Here is a 25,489-nt window from a genome sequence, read left to right as displayed (position 1 = left end):
ATAAATACTTAGCTATGTATTACCAAGCAAAAGGCAATTTAGATATGTCCAAAGCTTTTTTAGATAAATCAAGTGAATTGCTTACTACAATAGGCGAGCTTGCTGTTAAAAAAAGAATGCACAAAATATTATATATAAATTAAAAAACAATGTAAGAAACACTTTATTTATTACTAAATCAGCTTCCTTGAATTTCTGAAAAATTCTACTATATTTGTTCATTATAGTAAGTTTTTTTGAATTTTACTTTATAATAGGCTTCTTTGATCTGCAAATTAAGAAAATCTCATAAATTAACTTAGTTTATTTTGCAGACAAAGAATTATAAATTTACGCAATTTTTAGTAGGTTTTAATGGTAAAAGGATAAATTATAAAATCAGGAGGTTTTATGATCACAATAATACAAAAAGGCAAAGCGCCAAAACCAATGTATTTTCATCCAACCTGGGCAAATGCTAAAAAAGACCTGGTCAGCACTACAATTAGACTTTCTAGGTTTTATTTTACAATATCAGATGGAATAATAACGGAAGTATTTTACCCTCGCATAGACACTTGCCAAGTAAAAGATATAGGATTTATTGTATCAGATGAAAATGGTTTTTGGGTAGAACTAAAAAAAATGCACAATTATACCCTAGAATTTATTAAAGATGAAATACCTGCATTAATCGTACATCACGAACACAAACGTTTTAAAATGGATCTAAAAATATGTCCAGGTTCAAAAAGAGATGTTTTACTCATAGATTTCAATTTATCTGGTGATAAAAGCCTCAAAACTTATGTTATGCTTAATTCAAGGCTGGGTGGCAAAGCTGACAACATAGCATGGGCGAGTAATTGGAATGGAAGAAATGTACTTTGGGCTTACAGGGAACCATTTGGCTTGGCATTGCTTTGCAGAGATACTAAAGGCAATGATGCTTTATGTGATTTGAGTGTAGGGCATCTTGGAGAAACAGATATATGGCAAGACTTTAAAAGAAACAACAAAATGACTGTAAGTTATAACGAAACGTGGCCTGGTGATGTTGTTTTATCAGGCGGATTGCCGCAATCAGGAACATTGGCATTAGGTCTGGCTAGTTCAAAAGAAGCAGCCGCTATGTTAGCTTGGAGTTCTTTAGTTGATGGTTTTGAGGTTGCTTGGAAAAATCACATAGAAATGTGGAGCGGATGGCACAAAAGTATCAATTACACATCTATAGAATCATTACCTATAGAAGCGCAAAAATTGTTTAAAAGATCTGTAAATGTTATCAAAGTACACGAAGATCACTCGTATGCGGGTGCCATAGTTGCTAGTCTTTCAACCCCTTGGGGAGAAACAAGTCAAAGTGAAGGTGGATACCATCTAGTTTGGTCCAGAGATTTAACAGAAACGACTACTGCTTTGGTAGCATTAGAATTATATGAAGATGCACGCAATGTTCTGTGCTATTTAATAGCTGCCCAACAAAAAAATGGCTGTTGGCTTCAAAATCTTTGGCTTGGTGGTCAACCTTTTTGGCAAGGAATTCAATTGGACGAAACAGCATTTCCTGTTCTTTTAGCTGCTAGCTTATATCAACTCAATCAATTAAACAATATACCTGTTAAAGACATGGTAAAAAAGGCTTTGTCATTTATAGTGAAGTTTGGTCCTTCAACAGATCAAGATCGCTGGGAAGAAGACGCAGGCATTAATACTTTCACTTTAGCAGTTGCAATAGCGGCTTTAGTAGAAGGATCTATTTTTTTAGATGATAAAGAAAAAAAATGTGCTTTAATGCTTGCAGATTATTGGAATATGCGCTTGGAAGACTGGACATTTGCATACAATACAGATTTATCAAAAGAACTTAATGTTAAAGGTTATTATATGCGTATTGCACCAAAGGACGTTATGGTTCATCAGGGTGCAAAAGCAGAACATATTTTTATTAAAAATAGAACAAAAGATCCAAATTTACCAGCTATGGATCAAATTGCAACCGATTTTTTACAATTATGCAGGTACGGTTTACGTGATCCAAAGGATTTCCATATCACAGAAAGCATAAAAGCTATAGATAAAATTTTAAAAATTGATACACCAAGTGGTCCTGTATGGCATAGGTATAATGGTGATGGTTACGGAGAACATAGTGATGGCAGTGCGTTTGATGGTAGTGGCATAGGTAGGGGATGGCCATTGCTTGTAGGAGAAAGAGGACATTATGCCATATTGAATGGTGAAAATCCTATGTTGTATATAAATACAATGGTAAATATGTGTGGATTAGGTGGTTTATTGCCTGAGCAAGTATGGGATAGTGATCCTATTCCAGAAAAAGAACTCTATCCCGGTAAACCAAGTGGATCTGCTATGCCACTTGTTTGGGCACATGCAGAATTTATAAAATTATGCTTAAGTACTATCAAAGGCTATCCTGTTGATAGACCCATTAATACATATAAAAGATACAAAGCTAAAAAACCAATTTTAGACTACTATATCTGGAAACTAAATCATGGTTTTAAATACTTACCCCAGGGCAAAGATATATATTTCTTTTTTGATAAAAAAGTTACAATTCATTGGGGGATAAACAACTGGCAAAATGTGCAGGATGTAAAAACTAAAGACTATGGACTTGCAAATATAGGATATTTGAATGTTTCACATTTAAAAGAAGGTGAAACTATAGAATTTACTTTTTATTATGACGATTCAGATAAGTGGCAAAACGAAGATTACAAAATAACTATAAAAGGAGACAAAAAATGATCCCTATAGATTTATCCAACAAAAAAGCTTTAGTTACAGGTTCAAGTTCCGGTCTGGGTGCACAAATTGCAAAATACCTAGCAAAAGCCGGGGCACAAGTAGCTATACACTACCACAAGGAAGAAAAGGAAGCTCAGGATATAGCAAACGATATCATGAAAGAACAAACCAAAGTAGATATTTTTCAAGCTGATATTTCTGATATAACTCAGGTTGAAAAACTTTTTAAAGAAATAAATGAAAAAATGGGTGGACTTGATATATTGGTAAATAATGCAGGTATAGACGGTAAAAGAGTATATTGTGTAGATAGCGATCCTGCAGAATGGGAAAATGTAATAAAAATAAATCTATTTGGTCCTTATTACTGTGCAAAAGAAGCATTAAAAATTATGATACCTCAAAAAAGTGGTGTCATTATACAAATTACATCAGTTCACGAGTTTATACCATGGTCAGGTTATAGTGCATATTGTTGTTCTAAAAGCGCACTATCAATGCTTACCAAAACCCTGGCACAGGAAGTAGCCGATGATAATATCAGGGTAATAAGTGTAGCACCAGGTGCAATAGCTACTCCAATTAATGAGAAAGTATGGAAAAACCCTCTAGGGTTAACTGACTTAGAAAATAAAATACCAATGAAACGTGTTGGCAAAAGTGAAGAGGTAGCAAATTTAGTAGTATTTTTAACAAGTGATTTGGCTAGCTATATTACAGGTACTACAATACCCATTGATGGTGGAATGCTTATTTACCCTGATTTCAGGCATGGGGGATAAGTTTTTATGTTAGAAAAAACTGTTGCAACAAAAAAGTCAGCTATAATTGCTATTTATGGTGGTGGATTTCTTGTTGGAGCTGCATTTGTATTTTTGCCGTCATTAGGAAAAATCCTAAGAGACCCTCCATATAGTCTTAGTAGCAGTATTTATGGCTTATTGTATTTTCCAGAAATTGTTGGTGCTATTTTGAGTGCTTTAAGCGCTGGATTTTTACAAGATCATTTTAAAAGTAAAGGTGTTTTTAGGATAGGTATTTTTTTTAATACCATTGCTATGATTTTACTTAGTATTGCTTCTTTTATTCATTCGTCTTCAATATATCCGTTTTTGTTATTTGAAACTCTTTTTTATGGTATTGGATTTGGTCTAACATTAGCTGCAATAAATCACTATGCAGCTTTTTTATTTCCAGACACGCAAACAAAAGCTGTTACAATTTTAAATGCTCTAATTGGCGGTGCTACTGCAGTGTCGCCAATTATTTTGGGATTTGCACAATCGTTGTTTTCATGGGGTATCTGGTCAATAATATTATTAATAGGTTTCGTTTTAGTATTTTTTATACCACTACCTCAGGCTCAAATTAAAAATTCTCATAAGCTTCCTTTAAGATTAAATATTATTCCATTTATGTTAGCTGTTTTAATTTATGCTATCTGCGAAGGTAGTTTTGGTAGTTGGGCAAATGTTTATGTAAGCATAAACAAAGGTCAGCAAGCTTATTATGGTATACTATCTCTATCTTTATTTTGGGCTTCAATGACTGTATTCAGATTTATAATAGCTTTAGTACCTAAAAGATTAGTTCCTCACAAATATTTCTATTTTGCAAGTGCTATTTCTATAGGTTTATGTTTTTTAATATTGCCTGCATTAAATAGCGCGCTTGCTTTAGTTTTAGCTTTTGTATTTGCAGGCGCAGCTTGTAGTATATATTATCCGTTTTCTATGTCTTATGGGCTGATTAATTATCCTCAACAACAAACAAAAGTTGCAGGTCTTATGGTAGCTGCACTAATGGTTGGTGAAGGAATTGGTTCCTTTGGTTTGGGACCGCTCCAGAATATATTACCTTTAGAAAAGATTTATTTATTTTCAGCTTTGTGGGCAATACCATTGTTTATATTAGCATTAAAATTGTCTCGCAAACCAGTAACCAAGCAAAAATTAGCATAACAAAAATTATACAATTACTTATTTTTGGTTCTCAATCTTGTTAAATGCTATATATTAAGTGTAACATTAAGTATGCTTTTTAAGCCGATTAGCCTATAGCAAAATAAAGATATCCATCTTTTACATCATCTGATATTGCTATTAACCCAGGCTTTAAGATAGCACCTTCAGGTGGCTGAGCTTTTTCTAAACCAGCCTTTTTTATACTTACAGAACAAATTTCAAGTTTTAATCCCTTGCCAATAAACTTTTCTATCGACAATCTCAAACTACCCTGTGCAAATAAAGGTACTACTGCAGGACCCAAAGCTACAACCTTTATATCTTGCCTGTCTATGCTATTTTCAATCATTGTAAGCACATGTTCCCAATTTTCTGGATTCATTATCTGCAAAACCCATTTATCCATTTTTATACCTCCTTTTTAATTTTAGATCCCGTATAACATTTATTCTAATTAATTTTCATCTATTATAATCAATCCATTAAAATTTACCAAAAGCTACATAAACTAAATTTATCTACCACATCAAATTTATGAGATTTTCTTAAACTGCTACTTTGATAATTATAAGTAGAATTTCTCAAGAATTCAAGGAGACTGTAACGTAAATAAAAAGGGGTTGCCCCCTTTTTATTTTAATAGCCGTTGCCACTTAAATATTTAAGTATTAAATTTTTTGTAGATTTAGGCAGAGGTATATAGCCTAGGCTTTCAGCTGCTTTGTCGCCATGTTCAAAAGCCCATTTAAAAAATTCTACAGCCTGTTTTTGTTCTGCTTTTTTTGTATTTGGGACAAGCACAAATGTACCAGAAACTATTGGCCATGTTTTTGCTCCACCTTGATTTATCAATACTTCACAAAAACCATTTTTTTCCTGCCAGTTAGCTTTTGCTGCAGCCTCTTTAAATGCCGCTACACTTGGCTCTACCCATTTGTCTTCTTTATTTTGCAATACTACGCTTGTTAGGCGGTTTTGTAACCAGAATGCATATTCAACATATCCAATTGCACCAGAAATTTGTTTTACATAGTTTGCTACACCCATGTTACCTTTGCCACCTACGCCTACTGGCCAGTTTACAGATAAACCGTAATGAATTTTTTCATCCCACTCTTTGCTAACCTGGCTTAGCCAATAAGTAAAATTCCAGTTCGTTCCAGAACCATCTGCCCTGTGTACAATGGTTATTGGCAAATTTGGCAATTTTAAGTGGGGGTTATCCTTTTTAATTAAAGGATCATCCCAATTTTTAATCTCACCCATAAAAATTTTGGCTACGGTATTATTTGAAAGTCTAAGCTGGTTATCCTTGATACCTGGTATGTTTACAACAACCAAAATTCCGCCTACAAGTGATGGGAATTGTAATAGATTCTTTTCTTTTAATTCATCTGCTTTTAGACACATATCGCTTCCACCAAAAGCAACAACTCCCTGCGTTACCTGTTTAATGCCAGCACCTGATCCTACCCCTTGATAATTCACTTTGTTCCCAGTAGCTTTTTCAAAATCAAAAGCCCACTTAGTATAAACTGGGTAGGGAAATGTCGCGCCTGCTCCATTGATTGACCAGCCTGCTTGCGATACCTTTGCATCAAATAAAATACAACTAACCAAAAATACTGCAAGCATTAGCAGTTTTAACCACCTTTGTGGTATAAGCATAAACACCTCCTACAAAATAATGACTTTTTTGTCATCTTTTTTTTATTATGCAATTTTTTTGTTAAATAATCTTCAAGATAATGTTAAATATTTGTAATGTGTTATTTTGATTCGATTAGGAGTGTGTTTTTGCCCATTAGATATTTTTTACCACGCCAATAAACTTTTGTATTAAAAAATGGCACAAACCATATAAAACCTATTATTATGTCTTTTATTGGAGAAAAAAAATAATATATAGATTTTATATCAGAGCTAACTAAGTATCCTGTATAATAATCAAGCATGGCTTTAAAGATAGCTGAACCAACAAATAAATATAAAAAATCTTTTGAAAAACCAGAAATAATAAATCCAACTAAGGCTAAAAAGACAGGGTTTGATAATAGTTCACTCAAATAATAAAACCTGCCAATTTTATATCTCATCTTTGCCCAGCGAGTGTGTCTGTTTAAAAATTTTTTTGTATCCCAAAACTCATTTACATTATCAACAAAATAATTTGATATTGCTACTTTTTTATTCTTATCAGTTGCAAGTTTTCCAATCATAAAATCTTCTGCTAAATAATCTTTTAAGTGCCAGAATCCTCCAGATTCTTCTAAATCTTTTTTTCTAAAAAGAATGGATTTGCCAATTACGCATGGTATATTTGTTTTTGTATTCAAAAAAGCCATACCACAAACTACAAATGTGTTTAATTGAAGATTTTCAAGCAATGATCCAAAAGTAAGTGCTCCTTTTCCTCTAACCAAATTTGTAACAACACTAACTTCATTATTTTTTAAGTATTTTGCCGTTTGTTGAATATAATTTTTATCTACAATCACGTTGCTGTCACTTATGATTACAAAATCATACTTTGAGTTCATATAAGCTTTAAACATATTGTTTATTTTTGGGTTTAATCCTACGCTGGTATCATCTATTACAATTGAAATATCACAATCTTTGTACTTATCTTTGATTTTTTTTGCAATTTTATATGCAGGATCAGTGCACGATGATAAACAAAAAATTAACTCATATTTTGGGTAATCCAGGCTACAAAAGCTTTCAAGATTACTAAACAAATTATCATCAATTCCCTTTAGTGGTTTAATTATAGAAACACCTTCGGTAAATGAAAATGATAGCTTTTGCTTAACTAAAAAGGCAAGTGCAAGAATTTCTATAAAATATGCAATAAAACCAATAGCAACCAAAACCAAAACTACATAAAGCATTTTCACACCTCCTTACTTTCTAAAAAATTTTATAGCAACTTTTGTATTATCTTTGATGCATTTTTTCACACACTCAATTTCTTTTTTGCAATAAAGCAGCGTGCGCCATGAGTGTATATGTGAAGTTTTATGAAAATCACTATTTGCAACAAAAGGGTACGATTCAAGGCTCACCACATTGAACAAGTCTTTGTTGCAACCAATTTCCCATGCATCAATATACTTTGAAAAATATTTTCTATTATTCCAAAGATAAAGCGTTTCTTTGTCTAAACCCAAAACATGATAGGGATGAGCCGCTATTATTAAAGCATTTTGTTTTTTTGCTTCTAAAAATAGTTTTTTATAGCTTAACTCTGGCGGTATATATTTTTTAATATCAATAAGCAAAATATGCGCTGATTTAGCGGCACTTATGTGATTTTTTGTTATTTCAACACCAGGCATAACAAGCATATCGTATTTATCCAGAGCCCTTTTTGATTCATACACTATGTTTTCTAAATATTCTTCAAAGTTTTCTTCGCTTAAGCTTGCATTGATTGTATGTGCAGCCATACCCATAAGATTTGTTTTATCTACCAGGTGATCTGTAATTGCAATGATATCATGACCTGTCTGGCCATAAATGTCTACAACTTTGCGTAAATTAAGAGATCCGTCTGAATAATTTGTATGAATATGAAAATCGCACAAAAGACTTTCTTCTTTACAATTATCCATCAAATATTCTCCAGTTTTTGACAATGTACGCATAAAAGGATGCAGATAGTGTTGGTTTTCTTTTAAGCGTTTTTTCATCAACTCTAAAAAGTCCAAATTTGGCATTTAAACCTACAAACCATTCATAATTATCAATTAAAGACCAGTAAAAATAACCTTTTATGTTGATCCCATCAGTAATTGCTTCTTTTATTTTTTCAAGATGTGATCTTATGAACTGAATTTTTTGAAAATCATTATTTGTTGCAATACCATTTTCTGTTATTATAAGCGGTACTTTCAGTTTTGAAGCATATTTTAAAACCTTTAATATACCTTTTGGATAAATTTCCCAGCCCATATCAGTTATTCCTATACCTTCTTTGTTCTGGTATATAATATCAACAAACTTATTTTTAAAATTAAATGGATTAAATTTTAGAAAAATTCGTGTGTAATAGTTTATTCCAAAAAAGTCTAACTTATCTTTTATGGGTAAATCTATTTCAAAAGATTTTGAAAAAGGTAAATTAATAGATAAATGTCCACTTAAAAAAGCGTTAATTATTGAGAAATTATAAAAATGTTTTGCGATTTTAGTAAGTAACATATCAAATCTATTTTTTCTATATGGTTTAAAAACTGCCATGTTATGAGCTATGCCTACATAAGGTTTATTAATATATGAATGTATAATATCGTAAACTTTTGCATGAGATAAAAGTATGTTTTTTAAAGCTTTTTGAGCCAATTGTTTATTTTTTATGTTTGGTGGCATACAACCGTCCAAATAACCACCAAGCAGCAAAATATATGGTTCATTAAATGTAATCCAGTACTTTACATTTTTTATGGTTTTTACCAACTTCTCAACATAAAAACAAAATTTATCCACGCTATTATCATTATGCCATGGATAGTTTTTGATAAACCATACAGGATGCGTAAAATGATGTATTGTAACAAAAGGTTCTATATTGTTTGATAACAATTCATCGATAATTTTCTGATAGTGGGCAATACTTGCTTCGTTAAATATATCCTGACTTGGTTGAACTCTGCTCCATTCAATTGAAAACCTGTATGCATTTACACCAAGCTTCTTTATTAAATATAAATCCTGCTCATACATAGAATAATGATTTACGGCTTCTGGTTTTTCTTCAAAAAAGCTATCAAAAAGATGCCAATCTGCATATGGGCTACCTTCTAATTGAAATGCGCTTGTGGCAACACCCCAAAAAAATGTTTTAGGATTTTCTAAAATATATATACTACCTCCTCTTTGTCATTTTTTGAAATATCATAGTAATTGTTAAATAATCTTCTTATTTTGGTAAAAAATGTGTAAAACAAATCTTTTGTTAATCTTAAGATGTTCTATTTCTCTTCACTAAAAATAAGCAAATAGCCTGTTATTTTTTTGCAGGATTTAAAAAACTAGTTGCTTTAATCTTGGTTACTTTTGAAGAGAAGTCGATGAAGACTATTCTTTAAAATACATATCAAACATCTTGCTAACTTTATTTTGAAGATTTTTGATTTTAATTTCTAAGTTATCTTGTTTTAATAAGAACTTTAAAACTACGAGTTTATCTTTTATATCGTTTGGTATGAGTCTTGTTAAATTAAGTATCCTCGTAAAATATACATAGACGGCTTTTAGAAACCTAACTTCTTTTATATAGGAAATTTTATCGATCATTTCTTCAACGCTTTTTCCAAACTCAAAACAATTATTTTGAATGCATAAATATTGCAAAATAAATTCTATATCGACTATACCACCTCTTTCATTTTTTATATCAAAACCTTTATGTTTTTCTATTAATTCTTTCATTTCTCTTATACTTTTTTTATCAATAAAGCGAGCAAATTCATTAATTGAATCTGTTAAATCACAATCGATATCACTATAAATTATTCTGGCTTTTTGAATGGCAAGCTTTTCCCAATCTTTAGCATATTTTGCCAGATAACTTCTAAAATAATCAATCTCGCTAACAATCAAGCCTTTTTCTCCAAACGGTCTTAATCTTAAATCAACGCTATAAATTTTATTAAGTTCCCTTACGAGATTTGAAACCTCATAAATTTTTTTATCATCAACGGTTTTTGCAAGAAAAACCAAATCTAAATCACTATTTACAAACAACTCTTCAATACCAAGTTTGCCATATGCCAAAACAATCAAATCTTTAATTTGCAACTTTGTTATTGTGTGTTGTATATACTTTTGTGCAAAAACCGATAGAATTTTTTTATTTTTTTTATCTAAATTGCCGCTTAAAAGTTTTAGAATCAAATTAAACTCTAATCTTTCTTTTTCTTGTTTTGAAAGCTGTATTATTTCTAAAGGCTGGTCTATATAAAAAAATTCATCTATTAAAAATGAATATTGTTGTAATTTTTGATGTAATCCAATAGAAAACGCTAAAAGTAAAGTATTAAAAATATAATCATTACCAAAAAAAGTATCGTAATAGGTAGGCAATATACTGTTAAAGCCTGAAATTACATTTAAAAAAAGTTTACTGTTTAAGTTTTTTGGTATATTTTTTAAATGAAGATAAGTTTTATCTATCGCATTGGTCAAAAATGTTGGACTTGTTTTAGCAAACTTTGATTTCCTTGCAATATCACTTAGTTGAATAGCTATCTGTTTATAATCACTAAACTCCTCTTCAAAGAAATCTTCCAAAATTTCTATCGGTGAAAAAAAAGGTATATTGTGCGCATAAAAAATTGATTTATAAATTTCATGTACCGAATCTGTTATTTTAGAATATATTTTTAAAAATTCATCAGCTTTCAAATTAAATTTTTTAGCAAAAATTTCTAACTCTTCTATATTTGAAGGTAAATCTGCTGTTTGCTTCTCATCTTTTAACTGTATTTTATGTTCAACTAATCTTAAAAACAAATAACAGGCTTTCAGTTTTTTGGCTTGTTTAAGGTATTTTTTGTTATATAAAGTATCCAAAACATCAAGCGTTGAGCTGGTTTGTAAACTAGTATCCTTGCCAGCATATATAAGTTGAAAATATTGAGCTATAAACTCAACTTCTCTAATACCACCAAGTCCTAATTTAACATTTATTTTCAAAGGATTTATAAGATTGTTTTTATAATTGGATAATTTTTCATGTTTGATTTTGTAGCGCATTGAACGCACTTCTTCAATATAGTTTATATCTATATTTTTAGTATATATAAAAGGTTTTATAACTGAAAAAAACCTACTTGCGGTATCTTTATCTCCAGCTGAAAATCTAGCTTTAGTCAGGGCAAACTTTTCCCAGACCTGACCAAAACTAAAATAATAATTTTCATATTCATCAACACTCAATGATAAGCTAGAATTATTTCCAAAAGGGCGAAGTCTCGTATCCACTCTAAAAACAAAACTTCCAAACTGCACATCAGAAATGATAGATATTATATATTGAGCAATTTTGTTATATTCTTGAGCGTAATCAAAATTATCATGAACAAACATTATGTCTATATCGCTAGAAAAATTTAGCTCTCTTGCGCCTAGCTTTCCCATACTTATTATACAAAACTTTTTTTCTTTAAGCTTTTTTTCGCTAAAAGCTATATCTATTGCTATTTCTAAACAGGCATCAGCTAGCTCAGATAGCTCTAAATATACTTCTTGAGATTTGCAAATTTTTGAAATTTCTTTTGAAGCAATACGCAAATATTCCTTTTTTCTGTATTCTCTTAATATGTATTTTTTTTCATCCAGAGTTTTCTTTGATCTTATAAGTTTTGATATTTCTTCTACGAAAATATGTTTTGTTTTATTGGATACCAAATCTTCTAAAAGCCAGTAAAAGTATTCGCTGTGGTTAATTAACAATAAAGAAAGACTGTTGCTTTGGGCAAATATATTAAAAAGCAAATTTCTATAAAACTTAGAGACTCTTATTATCTCAAATAAAGTAGATTTAGCAGTCGTATTTTCCAGAAACCTCTGGAAAAAATCAAATGCCTGATCTGGGTCTGCACAGATCCTTAAAGAATCTTCTATTTCTTCTATGCAATTATAAAAACTCTCCAGAACGCCTAGTTTTGAATTTATATACAGGAGCGTTTTGTGTGCTTTGCGTTTGTTTTTAAAAAGAGTTAAAAAATTTTCAAGACTAATCACTCAATTTTATAAGAGCGTTTAAACATTTCTTCAGATGCAACTTCTTGTTTTTTGGCTTCTGGTAGCAATGGACCCTTGAATAAAAACAAAACTGGTGGTGCAATAAAAATAGACGAGTATGTACCGGTAATAAATCCTACAAGCAAAGCAAAAGACATACCTCTAAGCACGCTTCCGCCAAACAAGAACAAAATTAATGTTACCACAATAACAGTACTTGACGTTATTATGGTTCGGCTTAATGTTTCGCTAATACCAGTATTTATAGCATCAATTTTGCTAAGCTTAGGATTATTTCTTAATTTTTCTCTTATCCTATCAAATATAATAACGGTATCATTTACAGAATAACCCACAATGGTAAGCAAAGCAGCAATTACATCCAGTGTAATTTCATAATTGAACAAAGATAAAAGACCCATAGTTATTAGCACATCATGAACTAAAGATGCTACTGAAGCTACAGCAAAATTGTACCTAAACCTGATTGCGATATATATCAGTATGCCTATAAGTGACAAAAACACTGCTATAATAGCATTTCTTGTGAAGTCTTTGCCAATTTTTGGCCCGATAACATTGACTTTTAAAATTTGATAAGATTTTGGACCATATTTTGCAAAAGATTTGGCCATTTCTGCGTTAAGTACATCGTTATTTACATTGCTTAGGGGTATCTCCACAAGGTATTGACCATTTGTGTTACCATAATTTTCTATAGCCATGTGCTTAAAATAATTAGATTTTTCAAGCAAAGATCTAACTTCACCTGTCCCTAAATTGTTTTTTGTTTGAAGTATAATTGATGTGCCGCCTTTAAATTCTATCCCCACTTTAAAACCATTTTTAACAATCAAAGAAATCAAACCTATAACTATCAAAGTAATGGAAAGATAAATTCCCCATTTAAACTTTGATACAAAATCTACTTTTATATCAGGTTTAAAAATATGCAACATTACTAACTCCTAAATACTCAACTTTTTCAATGCTTTATTAGAAAACAACCAGTCATATACAACTTTAGTAAATGTTATAGCCGTAAACATGTTTGCAATAAGACCTATTGCTAGAGTTATGGCAAATCCTTTTATAGTTTCACTGCCAAATTGATACAGAATGAAAGCCGTTATCAGAGTAGTTATATGAGTATCGATAATCGTTATCAGTGACCTATCATAACCAAGTTCCACTGCATCCTTTGGTGTGCGGCCATGAAACAATTCTTCACGTATACGCTCAAAAATAAGCACGTTTGTATCAACACTCATACCAACAGTAAGCGCCATACCGGCAATGCCAGGCAAAGTAAGTGTTGCGCCAAGCATCGCAAGTGTGCCCAAAATTATTAACAAGTTAAACATCAAAGCAAAATCTGCCAATAATCCAAACAATCTATAGTATAAAAGCATAAAGAAAAATACCGCAATACTACCAATAATTATTGCAAGCGTTGCGCTTTTTATTGAATCTTTGCCAAGTGTAGGACCTATTACAGTTTTTTCTAAGACTTTTACGGGTGCTGGTAAAGAGCCACTTCTTAGCACAATGGATAAATCATGCGCCTGTCTAACACTAAAGTCACCGCTTATCTCACCACTCCCGTTCAAAATAGGTTCTCTGATAACAGGAGCAGAATATACTGTATTATCAAGAACAATTGCTAATCTTTTACCAATATGTGATGCAGTAAACTGTGCAAACGCTTGAGAGCCTTGAGAGTTTAGATCAAATGACACAACAGGTTGATTTGTTTGACTGCTGAAGCTCACATTAGCTTTTTTTATCATACTACCCGTTACAACGGCTGCTTTTTTAACTACTATTGGTACTTTTGTGATTTCGCCAGTTGTGGGGTTTTTAACTACTTGATAGAGCAACTCATCATCAGGTGGCAACTGACCATTTAAGGCATTTTCTACATTGACCGAATCATCCACTAAGTGTAACTCTAAAACTGCTGTTTGGCCAATAAGTTTAATTGCACGCTCTGGATCAGAAATACCTGGCAATTCAACAACGATATCTCTTGAACCACTTGTTACTACGGTTGGCTCAGCAACACCAAACTGGTCAATGCGGTTTCTAATAACACCAAGTGCCTGGCTAACTGCTTCTTTTTGCATGTTTAAAGCAATTTTGGGCTTAAGTGTCATTATTATAGAGCTATTGACAGTTTTTGTTTCAAAATTACCAAAGTTGCTTTGTATTAAATCCAACGCTCTATTTGCATCGTTTGGATCCATCAAAGTAACATCTATAGAGGTTTTTTTTGCATTCACTTCTACGGTATTATAAGCTATTTTAGCATTATCAAACTGTTTTTTGAGATTCTCTGAGGCTTGCTGTAAAATACCAGCAATTGCTTTATCCGTTTCAACTTCTAGTGTTAAGTGCGTACCGCCTTTTAAGTCAAGACCTAAGTTTATAACTTTTTTAGGCATGAAACTGGGCAGATTCTCAAGTGTCTGTTGTGGTAAAAATGCATCCACAGCATATGCGCCAAATATTACAAAAACAACGATAACTAAAACGAGTTTAAACCAGTCTGATTGCTTCATTACTAAATCACACTTTTTAAGCTTTTGAAATTATATTGTCTTTTAGAATCTTTATACTAACATTTTCTGCAATTTCAATAGTGAATTCTTTTTCGCCTATATTTTTAATTTTGCCATAAATACCGCTTGAAGTTATCACTGTATCGCCTTTTTGTAAACTTTCTATAAACTCTTTATGTTTTTTTCTTTGCTTTTGCTGTGGCAATATAAGAAACAAGTAAAAAACAACAATAATTATGGCAAATGGTATTACTGTTGACAGAATTGGATTTGGGCTCCCTGGTTGAGCTGCTGCGTAAGCTAATGAAACAAAATGCATAACATCCTCCTTAGCGTTTATTCAAAAAATACATAATCACAGTCAGTATTATACTTAAAAGTATACTAGTTGCAAGTGGAAAATAAAAAGCAAAATTACCTTTTTTTATGATAATATCACCAGGCAATCTCCCTAAAGGCAGTTTTGAAGAAAAGCTCAAAAACAAACCGAACAAAATAAGTAGAGCTCCAGCAAAAATTAAAAACTTCCCAATGGGTTGCATTTAACCCTCCAACAAAACAACTACATAAGATGCAATAGCTAAACTTGCTCCAATTTCACCAATTTTCTCATTTGTTTTAGCCTTTATATTAACCGAATACTCGCTAATATTAAGCAAATTTGCTATATTCTTTTTTATAATCTGCTTATAATTCATGAGTTTAGGTCTTTCAAGCAAAATAGTTGCATCCATATTTACTATTTTAAAATCATTTTTATTGATTAAATCTAACGTTTCTGTTACAAAAAAGCTACTATTTATATCTCTAAAGCGTTCATCTGTATCTGGAAAATACTCTCCAATATCGCCAAGTCCTGCGCCACCAAGCATAGCATCAACAAGCGCATGCAATAGACAATCACCATCTGAAAAAGAAAAAGCCCCAAACTCACTGTCTATTTCAACACCACCAATCAAGAGTTTGCTGCCTTTTTTTAATTGATGTAAATCATAACCAAAACCTACCCTAAACATAGTTTTATTATAACATATTAAAAGTTAATAGTAAAACTCTTTGGCTGGGTATCATCTTTATTTGCTTTAATAATGGCCTTAGTAAAGTACAAGCCATCGTTTGCAACTATTAAATTGGGTAAATCAAGTTGCTTTATTTCTGGTATTTGCAAAAAAGCTTCACTCAGTCTTATCAAAAAATCATTTAAGTTTTGTTTGGTTTTTACGTCTAGTTTGTTTTTATTGTCTATTAAAACGATTACTTCTTCAATATCAGAAAGCGTCAAAGGTAAAATTCTAACAATTGGCGACTTGTATGCAATATTAATCTCATATAAGTAATAGGAAATACCAATAACAGGCCCGAATAGTTTGTCGTATGCCAAACCTATGCTAATATTGTATACACCTTCTACTTCAAAAGAAGTTTTCTTTACACCTATTGTATTAAATAGTAGTCCAGCTTCTTTTTGTGTTAACTGATATGTTTTTGCGTTACTTAATAAATTTCTTATGTAATTGCGTGCCTCTTTAATGTTGAAATTTTCCAAATCCCTAGCGTAAAACTGAGTTTTTTGCTTGTAATTTGCATACCACACAAGTTTTCCCAATGCCCTTAAAGAACGCTCAACAAAAGGATATACGGCTATTTTTTTCTTTAAGTTTTCTTTTGAAAATACTCTATCCTTGTAGTGTAAAAACGAAAGCAAATTTACTATTATATTTTTGTTATGCTCAACAGAATTTACAGATAACAAAATTTCGCTTAAAAATTCATCTAAATATTCAGAACTAACTTCTTGAGTGGGAGCAAATATTATAACTATATAATCACTTTTAGAACTCGTTAAAATTTCAAGCAAGTTTTTTTTATAAGAATCTACTATACTATCCTCTTCCTCTATATAAACAATGCTTTCAAGTAATAAATTATTTGCTTCAAACGTGTCAATTGCCATTAAATTTGCGCCTTTAGAGTTAGATATAAGTGTAACATAAGACAAAGTGGACAAATTGTCAAAAGTATGCATAAGCAAAACATCATCTAATAACTCTTCTAATGTTTCGGCTCTAATAATGCCAGTTTGTTTGAACAAACCATCTACGGTAAAATCTGTATTTGAGAAGAATAAGCTTTCATGCCTTGAAATAGACAAAGAAAGTGGAGTTTTTCCTGCCTTTACTGCAAAAATAGGTTTTTGTTTTGAAATTTTTCTTGCCAGCATTGAAAAAACGGTAGGGTCACCAAAGGAGTCAAGGTATAAAACAATTATTTCAACATGCTCATCATCTTGCCAAAGATACAACAAATCATTGCCCGACACATCAGACTTATCACCCACGCTCACAAAACAGCCTACCCCGATGCCAATATAATTAAAAGAGTAAACTAAATTAATACCAAGTAAGTTAGAATGCGTAGCAATGGCTAAATGACTGGATTTTGGCAACCTGATTTTGCTTATATTAAGTTTAGCGTTTGGCATATTATAAAAAAGACCTGTTGAGTATGGGCCAATCAAGCGGATGCCCTGCTTTTTAATTAAAGCAATAACTTGTGATTTAATCGGCTCATTAAGTTTTGTAGTAATGATTAAAACTTTTATCGAATCTACAGCTAAAAAATATGTTAAATTTTTACAATCAACAATATCTATAATCAACAAATCCGGCTTTGCTTCTTGTACTTCTTTAACGATATTGCTATTTGGCGATAGTATTTGTGCGTCGCTTCTTGTTTGAAAAATATTATGCCACAATAAGCAATCATTACCAATAAAAACAATTTTATTTGGGTAAAAAGCACTTTTTAAAGAAGCCTGAGTGGCCAATTTTTCTCTGAGCAAATGTAAACTTGTGACTTTGTCAAATTTTACAAGTGGTAATTTTAAATGAACAATAGATGGATCAGGTTTTTCGTGAACAAGCTCAAAACCACTATTTTTAAATACGCCAATCATGTTGTAATTGTCGGCTAACACAATAGCCTCTAAGTCTCTAATACCCCTAAGCCACGCATATTTTGCTAATTCCTCTAAGAAAAGTGTACCAATGCCTTTGCCTTGAAAATCATCCTGAATCAAAAAACTAACTTCAGCACTTTGCAAATCAGGTGTTGCACTGTAGTTTGCAATACCGACAATTTTATCTTTAACAATACAAATCAAAGAAACATTGAAAGTATCGTTTCTAATCATTGCATCTAATACTTTATCATCAATTTTGTTTGTTGCGCCAAAAAATCTATAGTAGCGACTTTCAGGTGAAGCTTGAGAGAATAATTCTCTAATTTTTTCTTTTTCACTTAACTTGACTTTTCTTATAATACATAACGAACCATCTTTCAAAATCAGCTTTTTCATAACTTTAGTTTATTACAAATATTACAATAATATTAATACATATTTATTTTTATTTGTCAATTAATTAGCAACAAAAGGTTTTACTTGATAAATCCGCAAGATAAAACTATAATGTTTATAGATTTGGAGGTGATTAATGGATTATAAGATAACTCAAATTTCCGTTTTTATAGAAAACAAAAAGGGACGCTTTTTTAATGTAACAAAAATTTTAAAAGAAAACAATATAAATATAAGGGCTTTAAATTTAGCTGACACAAATGATTTTGGGATTTTAAGATTTTGCGTGGATAAACCCAATGAAGCATATGAGACTTTAAAAAAAGAACATTTTATTGTTAAAAAAAATCAAATTCTTGCGGCTTTAATGGAAGATAAGCCTGGTGGTTTAATGTATTTGCTTGAAATTATAAACGAGGCTGATTTAAATATTGAGTACGTTTATACTTTTGTAAATGCAAAAGACAATCACGCCGTTATATTGTTAAAATTTGAGAATATTGAAGAAGCTTACGAAAAATTGAAAAGCAAAATTAATTTTTTAGACCAAAATTACTTTACACAAAATTAAAAGGAGCCAACGTATGTTCCAACCTGAATTTGAATTGCTAAGCAGAAGCCAAATTGAAGAGTTACAACTAGAAAGATTGCAAAAAACTATAACGTATGCTTATGAAAATGTTAAAGCTTATAAAACTAAACTTGACCAAGTAAAAATAAAGCCTCATGATATAAAAAGTTTAGATGATATAGCAAAACTGCCATTTACAACAAAAGAAGATTTTAGGCAAAATTATCCATATGGTTTATTTGCATTAAACGTAAAATCACTCGCTAGAATACATGCGTCAAGCGGCACAACAGGCAAATCTACAATTGTAGGTTATACAAAAAGAGACCTTGACACATGGAGTAATTTAGTAGCAAGGTTAGCTGCTTGTGCAGGAGTAGGCAGTGACGATATCGTCCATATAGCATTTGGTTACGGTTTATTTACGGGTGGTTTTGGTTTGCATTATGGTCTTGAAAAATTAGGCGCAACAGTAATACCTGTTTCAAGTGGCAATACAAAAAGGCAAATTCAACTAATTATGGATTTAAAACCTACTGTCCTTGTATGTACACCAAGCTACGCACTACATATTGCAGAAACTTTAAAAAAAGAAGGGGTTGATATAAATAACGTTAGTTTGAAGATTGGTCTGTTTGGCGCAGAACCATGGAGTGAACAATTGCGAAAAAAAATTGAAGGTGCCATGCACATTAAGGCTTACGATAATTATGGCTTGAGCGAAGTAATGGGGCCTGGAGTAAGCGCAGAGTGTATATATCAAAACGGTATGCATATTTTTGAGGATCATTTTTATGCAGAAATCGTTGATCCTAAAACATTGCTTCCAGTAAAAGACGGCGAATACGGAGAATTAGTTCTAACTACACTTACAAAAGAGGCTTTACCCATTATAAGGTATAGAACAAGGGATATAACAAAACTAAATAAATCAAAATGCTCATGTGGTCGCAGTATGTCTAGAATGTCAAAGCCAATTGGCAGAAGCGATGATATGATTATCATACGGGGAGTAAATGTATTCCCAACACAGATCGAAGAAGCGTTATTTAACATAGAAGGTGTTATGAGTATTTACCAGATAATTTTAGAAAAAGAAGAGGCTTTAGATAAGGCTACATTGCTTGTAGAAGTTACAGAAAATATTTTCTTTGATGAAATGAAACAACAAAGATTGATGCTTGAAAAAATCAAACACGAATTAAAGACACTACTGGGCCTGGAGTTGGACGTAAAACTGGTGGAACCATACAGTTTAGAGCGTAGCGAGGGTAAAGCAAAACGTGTTATTGACAAAAGGAGTCTATACTAATGAATACCATCTGGGCACCATGGAGAATGGCATATATACTAAGTGATAAAAAAACGAATGAATGCGTTTTTTGCAAAGCTTTCAACGAAAAAAAAGATGAAGAAAATTTTGTGCTTTTTAGAAGTCAATACTGCTTTGTAATAATGAATATTTATCCTTATAATCCTGGACACATTATGGTTGTCACAAACAGACACATAAACCACATTAAACTATTAGAAGAAAAAGAAAGTGTCGATTTTTTTTCTACAGTGCGAATGTTTTGTAATTATTTAGAAATTGCATTTAAACCAAATGGTATGAACATTGGTATGAACATTGGTGAGGCTGCAGGCGCAGGCATAGAAGATCATATTCACTTTCATATTGTGCCAAGATGGGTAGGCGATACGAACTTCATGGGTACAGTTTGTGATACAAAAGTTATATCAGAAAGTTTACGCCAAACATACAACAAAATAAAGGAGCTTATTTGAAATTTTTTAAAATATTAATCATGTTGATTTTTGCTATTTTCACATTTTTAATCGGAATTTACAATCAAAATAAAGAAGTGGATCTAAGTATAATCAATTTGCATATTGTATGTCCAATATGGCTTATTGTAGGCGTATTTTTCCTGTTAGGCTTAATAGCGAATCAAGTTGTATCTATTATAGATGACATAAGTTATACAAATAAAATAAAAGAATACAAAAAACAGGTAAAAGAATTGAAAAATGAGGTGCTTTCTTTAAGAAAGCTTACGCTAAAACAAGATGATTGAACTTCTCAAATCTAACCAGATAGCGCTTATTAGCGCTGTAATAATTATAGCAGTAGCAGTGTATTATATTCTAAAAGGACATAAAATAAAAACCGAAAAACACAAAATTGCCCTATACTTAAAAGGTATTAACTACATTATAGAAGACAAAACTGATAAAGCAATAGAAGAGCTAACAAATGCTATAGAGCTAGAACCAGATCTTGTAGATGTATACATAAGCATTGGCAATCTTTTCAGAAAAAAAGGAGAAATCAATAGAGCTTTAATTATTCACAAAGGTTTACTCGCAAGGAAACTTGATAGAGAAAAAGAAATTGAAGTGTATGTAGATATTGGTATAGATTATAAAAAAGCTGGACTCTACGATAGAGCAAAAGAAACATTCAAAAACGCTCTATCTTTTGATCCAAAAAATCAAGTTATAAAAAAACTTTTGGAAGAAGTTTATGAGGATTCAAAAGATTGGGAAAGTGCCCTTGAATGGCAAAAAAGATTCGGTGAAAATAAAAAAATTACCGCTCATATTTATTGCGAGCTTGGTAAAAAAGCATTAAAAGAATCAAGTAATAATAATTTTCAGACAGCTTATGAGTTTTTTTCGCAGGCATTAAATGAAGACAAAAACTGTTTTGATGCTATGCTTAATTTAGGTATATTGCACTACAATAACCAAAATAAAAAAAAAGCCTTTCAGCTTTGGCTTGATGCCATTAAGGTTAAAAATGAATTTTTTAACTTAGTTCTCGACAATATAAAAGATAAAAACGATTTACATTATTTTATAAAACAAGTCCTTGTTTATAACCCGCGATCTTATTACATCCTATACTTTAGTGCGCTATACCTTTTGAAGCTAGAAAAAGACAAAAAAGCTTTATCTGTATTGCGTATTATGTTAAATAACAATTATTACCCGCAAAATGTTGTTAAGTTGAGCATTAAATGCTTAGCAAAACAATCTAGTGATAAAAGATTTGAGTTGTTAGCCTCTAAATTGCAAAATAACGTTAAATATACATGTAAGGCTTGTGGTTATTCTACACATCTGTTTTTTTGGAAATGTCCAAAATGCAGAAGCTGGGATAGTGCAAAATTGGAGTTATAGATGTTTTATGCTTTAGAAGGAAAAATTGTAGTAAAAAAAAATGGTTTTGTGGTTTTAAACATAGCTGGTATACATTTTAGTATCACGGTTAGTGTTTTGACTTATTTAGGTATAGAGTTAAATCAAAAAATAAAGCTTTTCGTTGAGCTTGTAGTTAGTGAAAATGGCTTTAGGCTGTATGGTTTTTTAAGTGAAGAAGAAAAATACTTGTTTAATGAACTTAGGAAAATTTCAAAAATTGGCACTCGTACCGCCATATCTATTCTATCAAAGTTTTCACCACAAGAGCTAAAGTATGTAATCGCAAACAAAAAAACTGAGCAACTTTTAAACGTCCCGGGTGTAGGCAAAAAAACAGCTAGTACAATCATTCTGGAGATGTCAGATAAAGTGCTTGCGAGTGATGAAAAACTTATTGAGGTTTTAGATGTGTTAACCAATAATTTAGGATTCTCAAAAGAACAAGCTTTCCCTATCTTAGACAAAATATACCATCAAAAGCCGGATTTGGATATGGCTAATTTGCTAAAAGAAACGCTTAAAAATCTAAAACAATGAAGCCATTAAGTGTATCAGAATTAACAAAGCAAATAAAAGATTTACTTGAGTGGAATTTTTCTGAGGTGTATGTAGAAGGCGAAATATCTAACCTAAAATCTTCAGGTTCAAAACATATGTATTTTAACTTAATTGACTCAAAAAGCACACTAAAATGCGTAATCTTTAAATCACACATTACTGAAAATATCAAAAAACAACTCCTTGATGGTCAAAAAGTTATAGCCATAGGGCGTTTAAACGTTTATGAACCCTATGGAGACTACCATTTAATTATTTCTTATATTCAAAGTATGGGTGACGGTTTAAAATACAAAAAACTAGAAGAAGACAGAAAGTTTTTATTGGAAAACGGTTATCTTGACAATAAAAAGCCAATGCCTTTCTTTCCAAAAAAAATAATAATTATAACAAGCCCGCAAGGCGCTGCGATAAGGGATATTTTAAATATTCTAAAGAGGCGCACACAAGGGTTAGAACTGCTGATATACCCGGTAACGGTTCAAGGTGAAACTGCCAAAAAAGAAATATTAGAAGCCATTGAATTTGTCAACGAACATTATTCACAATTATCACTTGATGTTTGCATTCTTACAAGAGGAGGTGGTTCAGTTGATGACCTTTGGATATTTAACGACCTGGATATTGCAATGGCATTTAAAAACTGTAAAATCTCTACCATAAGCGCGATTGGACATCAAATAGATCAAACGTTATGTGATCTTGTTGCTGATAAAGTAGCAGAAACACCATCTGCGGCAGCGGAGCTTTTAACAAAAGCTTACTTTGATCAGCTCAATCATGTTTTAATGCTCAAAAAATCTGTTTTTTCTAATTTACAAAGAATTTTGAATTTAAAAGCATATACATTGGCTGGAGTATGGTCTCAAAGGATCGTAAATTTTATAAAAGATTATATAGAAATTAGAATACTCAAAGTGGATAACTTAAGCACTAATATAGACCACAAAACACAAAACATACTCTTTAATAAAAATAAAAAATTAACTGAGTTAGAAAACAAAATCAAAAATCAAAATCCTTTTAATAAACTAAATATACAAAAACACGCTGTGTTAAGATTTCAAAACTCACTCGCTTCAAGTACGCAAAAGCTTCTTTTCCAAAAAAAAATTACTATAGAAAATTTAGAAAATAAAATTATTGCTTTAAACCCTCAAAATATTCTAAAACGGGGTTTTTCAATTACATACACAAAAAACCACAAAATCGTAAAAAGCATCGATGATGTGAAAAATAAAGACACTATATACACAAAAGTTTTTGATGGCGAAATTAAATCGACTGTATTAAAAAATTAGTGTATGCCAAAATAGACACTAAAAATTAAAATTATAAAGACCAAAACCGACATTAAACTAAAGCGCAAATCACCTTCTATAAGGTAGCCAAAAGCCAAAAATAATACTCTTATAACAGGCGTTAACATCAAAATAACAATACCAGCATAAAATGTAGAAAATGCATCTAATAAATATAAACCCTTTAGTATGCCAAAAAAACTCACATCGTGACTATTACTTTTTGAAAAAAAACTTTCAATTATTGCCACACAAAATAAAATCATGCTTAAAGAAATGCCTATTTGCAATATTCTTGCAATTAGTTTATTCATATCAAGCTTCATCTAATCCCTCTTACAAACATCTCTATTGCAAGATAAACCAAAAATAGTATAAAAATATTTTTTATTCTTGATGGTGGGAGGTATTTTATGATAGGCATAGAAAGCTTTGACCCCAAAACAACGCCTATAACTATCAAAGATACAAACAAAGGATTTTTAACATAACCTTTACCAAAATAAATAAATGCACCAGCAGCTGCTGTAACGCCTATCATAAAATTGCTTGTTGCTGCTGCTACCTTAATCGGTACTTTGCAAAAAGCATTCATGGCAGGCACTTTTAGTACACCACCGCCAATACCTAACATACCAGAAAACGCACCAGCAAAAGCACTAATAGTCATACCTGCACTCAAGTTTTTAACATCATAGTCAATGTTTTTTTTAAGCGCATAGTCGTAGTAACTGCTTGCATATAAACTTTTTAACTGCCCCGCATTGGCTGAAACTCCAACATCTTTGTGGTAATACATAAAGTACGCTATAAATGCCATAACAAAAGAAAAGATTAGCATAATAACATTGCCAGGCAAAAGTGATCCAATAAAACTGCCAACTATTGCTCCGATTGTCGTAGCAAGCTCCAAAGTTATACCCAGCTTCATATTAGTAATTTTGTTGTATACATTAGCGCTTGCAACAGAACTACTAGTAGCTATAATTGAAATTAAACTAATTGCTACTGCTTGGTGAATAGGAAAATGTAAAAAAATTACAAGTAGCGGCACAACAAATGTTCCACCACCAATACCAAGCAACGCACCAAAAACACCACTTAAGATGCCTATTAATAGCAAAAAAACAGTTTCATACATAAAATTTCTTTTTATCAACCATCTGGAGAACAAAATCTTCCATGCGTTCATCTATATCAAAATTTAGCAAGTTTGTCAAAGCCGAAAAGATAGGCTAAACAAAGAATCCTTAAATCACACACAACAGTTGTTTTAATAATATTGATATCAAACAATATCAAAAATGATATTGTTTAAATTAAAAGTTTGACAATTAAATACCATATAAATCACTTTATTTAAAGAGCAAAGCGATTAGCCCATCTTTACCACTTTTCAACAAAAATCATCCTATGGCTATTCCAAAGAAAAGCGCTATGACTGTCCTTTAATTAGTCTTGGG

At 31.5% G+C, this 25,489-nt stretch carries 24 protein-coding genes; 10 read left to right on the top strand and 14 right to left on the bottom strand.

The window, feature by feature from the left end:
- Nucleotides 1-390: 390 nt before the first annotated feature.
- From ACP5FO_RS05995 to ACP5FO_RS05985, 3 genes are read left to right on the top strand one after another with little or no spacing between them, the layout of a single operon-like run.
- A complete protein-coding gene (locus ACP5FO_RS05995) occupies nt 391-2,754 on the top strand; it encodes a glycoside hydrolase family 15 protein (RefSeq protein ID WP_428109019.1) in 2,364 nt (787 codons plus the stop codon).
- Nucleotides 2,751-3,536, top strand: coding sequence for a 3-oxoacyl-ACP reductase FabG (gene fabG, locus ACP5FO_RS05990; protein ID WP_428157180.1), 786 nt, complete (start codon nt 2,751-2,753; stop codon nt 3,534-3,536). The genes ACP5FO_RS05995 and fabG overlap by 4 nt, the downstream gene beginning before the upstream one ends.
- Nucleotides 3,537-3,542: 6 nt before the next feature.
- Nucleotides 3,543-4,715, top strand: a complete 1,173-nt coding sequence (locus tag ACP5FO_RS05985) for an MFS transporter (protein ID WP_428157179.1) — start codon at nt 3,543-3,545, stop codon at nt 4,713-4,715.
- An 88-nt stretch (nt 4,716-4,803) separates the two neighbouring features.
- Here ACP5FO_RS05985 and ACP5FO_RS05980 read toward each other — a convergent pair whose 3' ends face one another.
- The 12 genes from ACP5FO_RS05980 to ACP5FO_RS05925 form a co-directional block, all read right to left on the bottom strand.
- On the bottom strand, nt 4,804-5,124 hold the full coding sequence (locus tag ACP5FO_RS05980; protein ID WP_291494134.1) for a hypothetical protein: 321 nt from the start codon (nt 5,122-5,124) through the stop codon (nt 4,804-4,806).
- Between the two features lie 230 nt (nt 5,125-5,354).
- Complete coding sequence (gene pstS / locus ACP5FO_RS05975) at nt 5,355-6,386, bottom strand: phosphate ABC transporter substrate-binding protein PstS (protein WP_428157178.1); 1,032 nt, start codon at nt 6,384-6,386, stop codon at nt 5,355-5,357.
- A 101-nt stretch (nt 6,387-6,487) separates the two neighbouring features.
- The gene (locus ACP5FO_RS05970) at nt 6,488-7,612 is read right to left on the bottom strand and encodes a ceramide glucosyltransferase (protein ID WP_428157177.1); all 1,125 of its coding nucleotides are present in this window, start codon (nt 7,610-7,612) and stop codon (nt 6,488-6,490) included.
- Between the two features lie 12 nt (nt 7,613-7,624).
- A complete protein-coding gene (locus ACP5FO_RS05965; protein WP_428109036.1) occupies nt 7,625-8,335 on the bottom strand; it encodes a PHP domain-containing protein in 711 nt (236 codons plus the stop codon).
- A complete protein-coding gene (locus tag ACP5FO_RS05960; protein WP_428157181.1) occupies nt 8,328-9,581 on the bottom strand; it encodes a glycoside hydrolase family 1 protein in 1,254 nt (417 codons plus the stop codon). Before ACP5FO_RS05960 ends, ACP5FO_RS05965 begins: the two co-directional genes overlap by 8 nt.
- Before the next feature lie 219 nt (nt 9,582-9,800).
- Nucleotides 9,801-12,470, bottom strand: a complete 2,670-nt coding sequence (locus tag ACP5FO_RS05955) for a hypothetical protein (RefSeq protein ID WP_428157176.1) — start codon at nt 12,468-12,470, stop codon at nt 9,801-9,803.
- Nucleotides 12,467-13,429, bottom strand: a complete 963-nt coding sequence (gene secF, locus ACP5FO_RS05950) for a protein translocase subunit SecF (RefSeq protein WP_428109052.1) — start codon at nt 13,427-13,429, stop codon at nt 12,467-12,469. Before secF ends, ACP5FO_RS05955 begins: the two co-directional genes overlap by 4 nt.
- 9 nt (nt 13,430-13,438) lie before the next feature.
- Entirely contained in the window at nt 13,439-15,031 is a 1,593-nt protein-coding gene (secD, locus tag ACP5FO_RS05945; RefSeq protein WP_428109059.1) for a protein translocase subunit SecD, read from the bottom strand.
- Nucleotides 15,032-15,047: 16 nt separating this feature from the next.
- Nucleotides 15,048-15,350, bottom strand: coding sequence for a preprotein translocase subunit YajC (gene yajC, locus ACP5FO_RS05940; RefSeq protein ID WP_428109062.1), 303 nt, complete (start codon nt 15,348-15,350; stop codon nt 15,048-15,050).
- Nucleotides 15,351-15,360: 10 nt separating this feature from the next.
- Nucleotides 15,361-15,573: a DUF2905 domain-containing protein gene (locus ACP5FO_RS05935; RefSeq protein ID WP_428109065.1), complete on the bottom strand. Its 213-nt coding sequence runs from the start codon at nt 15,571-15,573 to the stop codon at nt 15,361-15,363.
- Nucleotides 15,574-16,047, bottom strand: a complete 474-nt coding sequence (gene ispF, locus ACP5FO_RS05930; protein WP_428109071.1) for a 2-C-methyl-D-erythritol 2,4-cyclodiphosphate synthase — start codon at nt 16,045-16,047, stop codon at nt 15,574-15,576.
- A 17-nt stretch (nt 16,048-16,064) separates the two neighbouring features.
- Nucleotides 16,065-18,389, bottom strand: coding sequence for a GNAT family N-acetyltransferase (locus ACP5FO_RS05925; protein ID WP_428157175.1), 2,325 nt, complete (start codon nt 18,387-18,389; stop codon nt 16,065-16,067).
- A 136-nt stretch (nt 18,390-18,525) separates the two neighbouring features.
- Here ACP5FO_RS05925 and ACP5FO_RS05920 point away from each other — a divergent pair, with 136 nt between their 5' ends.
- The 7 genes from ACP5FO_RS05920 to xseA are packed head-to-tail and all read left to right on the top strand — an operon-like array spanning nt 18,526 to nt 24,026.
- A complete protein-coding gene (locus ACP5FO_RS05920) occupies nt 18,526-18,960 on the top strand; it encodes an amino acid-binding protein (protein ID WP_428109081.1) in 435 nt (144 codons plus the stop codon).
- Between the two features lie 13 nt (nt 18,961-18,973).
- On the top strand, nt 18,974-20,272 hold the full coding sequence (locus ACP5FO_RS05915) for a phenylacetate--CoA ligase family protein (RefSeq protein ID WP_428157174.1): 1,299 nt from the start codon (nt 18,974-18,976) through the stop codon (nt 20,270-20,272).
- Entirely contained in the window at nt 20,272-20,748 is a 477-nt protein-coding gene (locus tag ACP5FO_RS05910) for an HIT family protein (protein WP_428157173.1), read from the top strand. The genes ACP5FO_RS05915 and ACP5FO_RS05910 overlap by 1 nt, the downstream gene beginning before the upstream one ends.
- Nucleotides 20,745-21,038 carry a hypothetical protein gene (locus tag ACP5FO_RS05905; RefSeq protein WP_428109096.1) on the top strand — a complete coding sequence of 98 codons (294 nt, stop codon included), beginning with the start codon at nt 20,745-20,747 and terminating at the stop codon, nt 21,036-21,038. The genes ACP5FO_RS05910 and ACP5FO_RS05905 overlap by 4 nt, the downstream gene beginning before the upstream one ends.
- The gene (locus ACP5FO_RS05900; protein ID WP_428109101.1) at nt 21,031-22,146 is read left to right on the top strand and encodes a hypothetical protein; all 1,116 of its coding nucleotides are present in this window, start codon (nt 21,031-21,033) and stop codon (nt 22,144-22,146) included. Before ACP5FO_RS05905 ends, ACP5FO_RS05900 begins: the two co-directional genes overlap by 8 nt.
- The gene (gene ruvA / locus ACP5FO_RS05895; protein WP_428109105.1) at nt 22,147-22,704 is read left to right on the top strand and encodes a Holliday junction branch migration protein RuvA; all 558 of its coding nucleotides are present in this window, start codon (nt 22,147-22,149) and stop codon (nt 22,702-22,704) included.
- Nucleotides 22,701-24,026: an exodeoxyribonuclease VII large subunit gene (gene xseA / locus ACP5FO_RS05890; RefSeq protein WP_428109113.1), complete on the top strand. Its 1,326-nt coding sequence runs from the start codon at nt 22,701-22,703 to the stop codon at nt 24,024-24,026. The genes ruvA and xseA overlap by 4 nt, the downstream gene beginning before the upstream one ends.
- Here the strand turns inward: xseA and ACP5FO_RS05885 are convergent.
- Together ACP5FO_RS05885 and ACP5FO_RS05880 are read right to left on the bottom strand one after the other, a co-directional pair.
- The gene (locus ACP5FO_RS05885; RefSeq protein WP_428109120.1) at nt 24,023-24,352 is read right to left on the bottom strand and encodes a DUF1634 domain-containing protein; all 330 of its coding nucleotides are present in this window, start codon (nt 24,350-24,352) and stop codon (nt 24,023-24,025) included. The genes xseA and ACP5FO_RS05885 overlap by 4 nt on opposite strands.
- Nucleotides 24,349-25,167, bottom strand: a complete 819-nt coding sequence (locus ACP5FO_RS05880) for a sulfite exporter TauE/SafE family protein (protein ID WP_428109126.1) — start codon at nt 25,165-25,167, stop codon at nt 24,349-24,351. The genes ACP5FO_RS05885 and ACP5FO_RS05880 overlap by 4 nt, the downstream gene beginning before the upstream one ends.
- Nucleotides 25,168-25,489 lie beyond the last annotated feature (322 nt).

The organism is Desulfurella sp. (assembly GCF_049977265.1).
Lineage (GTDB): Bacteria > Campylobacterota_A > Desulfurellia > Desulfurellales > Desulfurellaceae > Desulfurella.
Note: the sequence above shows the minus strand (reverse complement) of the source record. Positions and strands in the feature narration are given on the sequence as shown.